The organism is Pyxidicoccus fallax, from assembly GCF_012933655.1.
Lineage (GTDB): Bacteria > Myxococcota > Myxococcia > Myxococcales > Myxococcaceae > Myxococcus > Myxococcus fallax.
Genome location: NZ_JABBJJ010000502.1, coordinates 1 through 6,696 on the forward strand (window position 1 = coordinate 1; position 6,696 = coordinate 6,696).

Annotated in this window: 7 protein-coding genes; 5 read left to right on the top strand and 2 right to left on the bottom strand. The window is 67.4% G+C overall.

Annotated elements, in window-relative coordinates; all coding sequences use genetic code 11:
* On the bottom strand, positions 1-348 hold a 348-nt coding region (locus tag HG543_RS50105; RefSeq protein WP_169352075.1), incomplete at its 3' end, for a response regulator.
* 107 nt (positions 349-455) lie between these two features.
* Positions 456-1,076 (bottom strand): tRNA (guanine(46)-N(7))-methyltransferase TrmB, encoded by a 621-nt coding sequence (gene trmB / locus HG543_RS50110; RefSeq protein WP_169352076.1) that lies wholly within the window; start codon positions 1,074-1,076, stop codon positions 456-458.
* A gap of 89 nt (positions 1,077-1,165) precedes the next feature.
* On the opposite strand from trmB, the gene HG543_RS50115 reads away from it, so the two are divergent.
* The 5 genes from HG543_RS50115 to HG543_RS50135 all read left to right on the top strand — a co-directional run bounded on the left by HG543_RS50115 (position 1,166) and on the right by HG543_RS50135 (position 6,686).
* Entirely contained in the window at positions 1,166-2,092 is a 927-nt protein-coding gene (locus HG543_RS50115; protein ID WP_169352077.1) for a bifunctional riboflavin kinase/FAD synthetase, read from the top strand.
* 208 nt (positions 2,093-2,300) lie between these two features.
* Complete coding sequence (pilB, locus tag HG543_RS50120) at positions 2,301-4,001, top strand: type IV-A pilus assembly ATPase PilB (protein WP_169352078.1); 1,701 nt, start codon at positions 2,301-2,303, stop codon at positions 3,999-4,001.
* A 41-nt stretch (positions 4,002-4,042) separates the two neighbouring features.
* Positions 4,043-5,152, top strand: coding sequence for a PilT/PilU family type 4a pilus ATPase (locus HG543_RS50125; RefSeq protein WP_169352079.1), 1,110 nt, complete (start codon positions 4,043-4,045; stop codon positions 5,150-5,152).
* Between the two features lie 57 nt (positions 5,153-5,209).
* Positions 5,210-6,463 (top strand): type IV pilus assembly protein PilC, encoded by a 1,254-nt coding sequence (gene pilC, locus HG543_RS50130; protein ID WP_169352080.1) that lies wholly within the window; start codon positions 5,210-5,212, stop codon positions 6,461-6,463.
* Between the two features lie 61 nt (positions 6,464-6,524).
* Positions 6,525-6,686: a hypothetical protein gene (locus HG543_RS50135; protein WP_169352074.1), complete on the top strand. Its 162-nt coding sequence runs from the start codon at positions 6,525-6,527 to the stop codon at positions 6,684-6,686.
* Positions 6,687-6,696: the final 10 nt, after the last annotated feature.

Here is a 6,696-nt window from a genome sequence, read left to right on the forward strand (position 1 = left end):
CACCTTCCCCGCCGCCTGCCGCGCCGTCATCAGAATCACCGGGATGAAGCCGAAGCCGTCCTCCCCCGCGTTCGCCTTGATGATGCGGCACACCTCCACCCCGCCCAGCCCCGGCATCTCCACGTCCATCAGGATGAGGTCCGGCCGCGCCTGCCGGATGGCAGACAGCGCCTGCGTCCCGTCGTGGGCTTCCTTGAAGATGTAACCGTGTGGCGCCAGCCCGTCGCGCACATGGCGTACGTGCGCGGGGTCGTCATCCACGATGAGCACCGTGCGGCCGCTGAGCTCCCCGCCGGATGAGACACGGCGGGCAACCTCCAGCGTCCTCTTCCGTTCGCCATCCCCCATGACGTTTCGCCCCCGGTGCAATCCTCCCGCGGTGCGGGAATACGTGCAATTCTCACCTGCCAAGAGGGCGAAGCCAAGGGGGCAGGCAAGTGCCCGTCATCCCGTCATCAGAGCGGCTTGCGCAGCCGCGCCCGGTACACCGGCTCCCCGCTCGACAGGTAGCGCCGCTCCCGCGTGGAGGGGACCTCCTCGGGGTCATAAGGATGGAACACCCCTGAACCCAGGGGGTTCTGGAAACCCACGGATTCCAGGATGAGCAGCATGGACTCGCCGCGGTCCTTCACGTCCGTGCGCATGTCGAAGAGGCCGCCCGGTGCGAGCTTGTCGTACAGGAGCTGGGCGAAGGCGGGCTGGATGACGGCGCGCTTGGCGTGGGCGCGCTTCCACCAGGGGTCGGGGAACTGGAGGTGGACGGCGGACAGCGAGTTGGGGGCGAAGATGCGGGGCACGACGAAGCGGGCGTCGGCCTCGATGACGCGCAGGTTCTTCATGCCGGCCTTGTCCGCGCGGTTCTGGGTGTCGCGCGCGTACTTCTTGCGCCACTCGAAGGCGATGAAGCGCACCTCGGGGTGGCGGCGGCAGTACTCCAGGGCGTGGCCGCCGGCGCCGGAGCCGATTTCCAGCTCCAGGGGCCCGGCGTAGCCGAACTCCGCGTCCCAGTCCGGGGGTGTTTCCTGGGTGACGAACTTGAGCCCGACGGGCTCGGGCAGCAGGCGGGGACGAGGCATGGGCGGGGCCTCCAACCATGCCGGCGCCGGGTTTGGCCAGGGAAAAACGCGTGGGCCGTCCGCGCGCCGGCTGGGGTATACGGAGGGCCATGAAGGTCTTCCACTCGGTGGCGGAGGCGGGCCGGGCGCTGGCCGGCCAGGCGCTCGCGCTGGGCAACTTCGATGGCGTCCACGTGGGCCACCAGGCCCTCTTCGCCGAGGCCCGCCGCCACGGCGCGGCCGCCGCCTTCACCTTCCACCCCCACCCGGGCAAGGTGCTCCAGCCGGAGCTGGCGCCGAAGCTGATCACCCTGCTGCCCCGCAAGCTGGAGCTGTTCGCCGCGTGTGGCCTGGAGGCCGCCGTGGTGCAGCCCTTCTCCCGGGACTACGCGCGCACCTCCCCGGCCGACTTCGAGGCCGCCCTCTTCGACGCGCTCGGCGTGGCGCACGTGGTGGTGGGCAGCGACTTCACCTACGGCGCGGCCCGCGGCGGCACCGTGGCCACCCTGCGCGAGGCGGCCGCCCGCCGCGGCGCCCGGGTGCACGTGGTGGCGCCCGTCACCGTGGACGGCGTCGTCGCCTCGTCCTCGCGGGTGCGCGAGTACATCCTCGAGGGCCGCGTGTCCGCCGCGCGGCGGCTGTTGGGCCGCCCCTTCGATCTGGACGGCACGGTGGTGGCCGGCGCGGGGCGGGGCCGGGGCATCGGCTTTCCCACCGCCAACGTGGACACGCAGAACGAGCTGCGCCCCGCGCCCGGCGTGTACGCCATCCGCGTGCACCTGCCGGGTGAGTCAGGGGGCACCTGGCATGCGGGCGCCGCCAACATTGGCGTGAAGCCCACCTTCGGCGGCAGCGAGGTCACCATCGAGGCCCACCTGCTGGACTTCACCGGCGACCTCTATGGGAAGGAACTGCGGGTGCAGTTCCTGGAGCGGCTGCGCCCCGAGCAGCGCTTCGGCTCCGTGGCGGAGCTCGTCGGGCAGATCAAGCGAGACGTGGAGGCCGCGCGCACTGTCATCGCCGGTGTGGGTGACTGAGCGTTTTTCCGTGTCTCTTCAACGGGTTGACCTGGCAAGGGAGCACGTGGGGGCGCCTTGACGCGCACGCGAGGCTCCCGTCTAATCCCCATCAGGAACCATGCCAGGAGCCTCAGGTGGCCCCTGGCATCTCCCGACAGTCTTCAGTCCGCGGGATGGGCTCCATGCCCGTCTCGTCCTTCTTTCCACAAGGAAGAGGCTTCAACGCATGTCCGGTCGACTCGGTGAACTGCTGGTTCGCGAGAACCTCATCTCCGTCCAGCAGCTTCGCAAGGCCCAGGAAGAGCAGCAGAAGAACGGCACGCGCATCGGCACCGCCCTCATCAAGACGGGCGCCATCGAGGAGTCGAAGCTCACCGACTTCCTCTCCAAGCAGTACGGCGTGCCGGCCATCAACCTGAAGGACTTCGACATCGACCCGGAGATCATCAAGCTCGTGCCCAAGGAAGTGGCCGAGAAGCACCTGGTGATCCCCGTCAACCGCGCCGGACCGTCGCTCATCGTCGCCATGTGCGACCCGTCCAACATCTTCGCGGTGGACGACCTGAAGTTCCTCACCGGCTACAACATCGAGACGGTGGTGGCCTCCGAGGTCTCCATCCGCGAGGCCATTGAGCGCTACTACGCGGAGAAGGGCCCCTCCCTCGAGGACATCGTCGGCGACGTGGGCGACGACATCGAGACGGTGAAGGAGGAGACGGAGAACCTGGATGAGATGACCCGGGCCGCGGACGACGCGCCGGTGGTCAAGCTCGTGAATCTCATCCTCATGGACGCCATCAAGAAGCGCGCGTCCGACATCCACATCGAGCCGTACGAGAAGGACTTCCGCGTCCGCTTCCGTATCGACGGCGTGATGTACGAGGTCATGCGTCCGCCCATGAAGCTTCGCAACGCGATCACCTCGCGTCTGAAGATCATGGCCGCGCTGGACATCTCCGAGCGGCGCCTGCCGCAGGACGGCCGCATCAAGATCAAGATTGGCGGCGGCAAGGAGATGGACTTCCGCGTGAGCGTGTGCCCCACGCTCTTCGGCGAGAAGGTCGTCATGCGTCTGCTCGACAAGAGCAACCTCCAGCTGGACATGACCAAGCTGGGCTTCGACGCGCAGCCCCTGGCCTGGTTCAAGGAGGCCATCGACCGGCCCTACGGCATGGTGCTGGTGACGGGCCCCACGGGCTCCGGCAAGACGACGACGCTGTACTCCGCGCTCTCCAGCCTCAACGGCGTGGACACCAACATCTGCACCGCCGAGGACCCGGTCGAGTTCAACTTCGCCGGCATCAACCAGGTGCAGATGCATGAAGACATCGGCCTGAACTTCGCGGCCGCGCTGCGCTCCTTCCTCCGCCAGGACCCGGACATCATCATGATTGGTGAGATCCGCGACTTCGAGACGGCGGAAATCGGCGTGAAGGCGGCGCTCACGGGCCACCTGGTGCTCTCCACGCTGCACACCAACGACGCCCCGGGCACGGTGAGCCGTCTGCTCAACATGGGCATCGAGCCGTTCCTCGTGACGGCCTCGCTCAACCTCATCCTCGCCCAGCGTCTGGCGCGCCGCCTCTGCCCCGCCTGCAAGAAGCCGGCGGAGAAGGTGGACGAGCAGGCCCTCATCGACGCGGGCGTGCCGCCGGACAAGATGGGCACCTTCACGATGTACGAGAAGGTTGGCTGCCGCGACTGCAATGACCGTGGCTACCGCGGCCGCGTGGCCATCTACGAGGTCATGCCCTTCTGGGACGGCCTCAAGGAGCTGGTCATCAACGGCGCCTCCGCCGCCGAGCTCAAGCAGGAGGCCATCCGCCTCGGCATGAGCAGCCTGCGCATGTCCGCCCTGAGGAAGATGATGGACGGCCTCACCACCCTCGAGGAAGTCGTCGGCAACACCGCGCCGGACCGCTTCTAGTCTCGCCTCCCCCCACCGCTTCACCCGAAGGACATCCCCCCGTGAACCTGCACCAGCTCCTCAAGGCGATGGTCGAGAAGGGCGCTTCCGACCTCCACGTCACCACCGGCTCTCCGCCCCAGCTGCGCGTGGACGGCGAGCTCGTCCCCTTGAAGACGGAGGCTCTGTCCCCCGTGCAGACCAAGCAGCTCTGCTACTCCATCCTCACGGACGCCCAGAAGCACAAGTTCGAGGAGGACAACGAGCTGGACCTGTCCTTCGGCGTGAAGGGCCTGTCGCGCTTCCGCGCCAACATCTTCATGCAGCGCGGCGCGGTGGCCGGGGCCTTCCGCACCATTCCCTTCAAGATCCTGACCTTCCAGGAGCTGGGCCTGCCCCCGGTGGTGGCGGAGCTGGTGAAGAAGCCCCGCGGCCTCATCCTCGTCACCGGCCCCACGGGCTCGGGCAAGTCCACCACGCTGGCCTCGATGATCGACAAGATCAACACCGAGCGTCATGAGCACATCATGACCATCGAGGACCCCATCGAGTACCTGCACCCGCACAAGAACTGCCTCGTCAACCAGCGCGAGGTGGGCGCGGACACGCGCAACTTCAAGACGGCCCTCAAGTACATCCTCCGCCAGGACCCGGACGTGGTGCTCGTCGGCGAGCTCCGCGACCTGGAGACCATCGAGGCGGCGCTCACCATCGCCGAGACGGGTCACATCTGCTACGCCACGCTGCATACCAACAGCGCGGTGCAGACCATCAACCGCATCCTGGACGTCTTCCCTCCGTACCAGCAGCCGCAGGTGCGCGCGCAGCTGTCCTTCGTGCTCGAGGGCGTGATGAGCCAGGCCCTGGTGGCCAAGGCGGGCGGCCCCGGCCGCGTGCTCGCGCTGGAGGTCATGGTGCCCAACCCCGCCATCCGCAACCTCATCCGCGAGGACAAGGTCCACCAGATCTACTCCTCCATGCAGGTGGGCCAGGCGAAGTACGGCATGCAGACCTTCAACCAGGCCCTGGCGGCGCTCCTGCTGCGCCGGATCATCGCCCAGGACGAGGCCTTCGGCCGCTCCAGCGACCCGGAGGAGCTGCGCAACATCCTGGCCACCGGCGGCGGGCAGGGGATGCCGCAGCGGCCGGCCGGGGGAGCGGGCGGTCGTTAGTTCCAGGAATTTGAAATCAGGGGTTAGACTCGCGCGGCGTCCGCGGAGGTCCAGTTCATGGCAACACCGGCAGTCCAGAAGGCGGTAGCCCCCAAGAAAAACGTCGCCCAGTTCCTCTGGGAGGCGAAGACCAAGGGTGGAGAGGTCAAGAAGGGGGAGATGGAAGCCTCGGACGTCGAGGCCGTCAACGCCCGCCTGAAGTCCCTGGGCCTCAACCCGACCAAGGTGCGCAAGAAGAGCGCCCTGGACGGCGACATCGTGCTGCCCGGCCTGGGCGGCGTGACGGGCAAGGACATCCTCATCTTCACCCGTCAGTTCGCCACGATGATCGACGCCGGCCTGCCGCTGGTGCAGTGCCTCGACATCCTGGCGTCCCAGATGGACAACCCCGCCTTCAAGAAGGTGTTGTTCGCCATCAAGGGCAAGGTGGAGCAGGGCAGCACCTTCGCGGATGCCCTCAAGGACCACCCCAAGGTCTTCGACGAGCTCTACACCCAGCTGTGCGCCGCGGGTGAGGTGGGCGGTATCCTCGACTCCATCCTCAACCGCCTCGCGGCCTACCGCGAGAAGAACGAGAAGCTCAAGGCCAAGGTCAAGGGCGCGATGACCTACCCGGCCATCGTCCTCCTGGTGGCCCTCGGCGTGACGTCGCTGCTCCTGCTGAAGGTGACGCCCGTGTTCGCGAAGATGTTCGCGGACTTCGGCTCGCAGCTGCCGGGCCCCACCCAGTTCGTGGTGGACATGTCGGAATGGGCCCAGGGCAACTGGTACTACGTCCTCGGCACCATCATCGTGTTGGTGGTGTCCTTCTCCTGGAGCTACCGGAACCCCAAGGGCCGCAAGTTCTGGGACAAGGTCTTCCTCAAGGCCCCGCTGTTCGGCCCCGTCGTCCGCAAGGTCGCGGTGGCGCGCTTCACCCGCACGCTGGGCACCATGCTCTCCTCGGGCGTGCCCATCCTCGACGCGCTGGACGTCACCGCGAAGACCGCCGGCAACCGCACGGTGGAAGAGTCCATCTACTACGTGCGCGGGAAGATCTCCGAGGGCAAGAACATCGCGGGCCCGCTGGCGGACACCAAGGTCTTCCCCTCCATGGTGGTGCAGATGATTGGCGTGGGTGAGGCCACCGGCGCCATGGACACCATGCTCAACAAGATCGCCGACTTCTACGATGACGAGGTGGACGCCGCCGTCGGCGCGCTCACGTCGATGATCGAACCCATCATGATGGTGTTCCTCGGTGGCGTGGTCGGCGGCTTCCTCATCGCCATGTACCTGCCCATCTTCTCCATTGCCGGTGCCATCCAGTAGCTCCCCGGCGGGCGGCGCGCGCGGGGCGGAAGCCGGAGGTTTCCGCTCGCGTCTGGTGTGGTTGGTCCTGTTTCGCACCGTGGCGGCGAGCCTGTCGCTCGTCATCACGGTGGCCCGCCTGCTCCTGCAGCCCCTGCAGGAGCCGACCCGGGCGGACACGCTGTCGCTGGCCGTCATCATCGCCGCGTACGTGTCCACGGTGGTGGTGGGGCCTGTCTCTTAAACACATATGA

Excerpts from the sequence above, each read along its gene's own strand:
- pilC (WP_169352080.1), top strand. The coding sequence starts at position 5,210 with ATGGCAACACCGGCAGTCCAGAAGGCGGTAGCCCCCAAGAAAAACGTC.
- HG543_RS50115 (WP_169352077.1), top strand. The coding sequence starts at position 1,166 with ATGAAGGTCTTCCACTCGGTGGCGGAGGCGGGCCGGGCGCTGGCCGGC.
- trmB (WP_169352076.1), bottom strand. The coding sequence starts at position 1,076 with ATGCCTCGTCCCCGCCTGCTGCCCGAGCCCGTCGGGCTCAAGTTCGTC.
- pilB (WP_169352078.1), top strand. The coding sequence starts at position 2,301 with ATGTCCGGTCGACTCGGTGAACTGCTGGTTCGCGAGAACCTCATCTCC.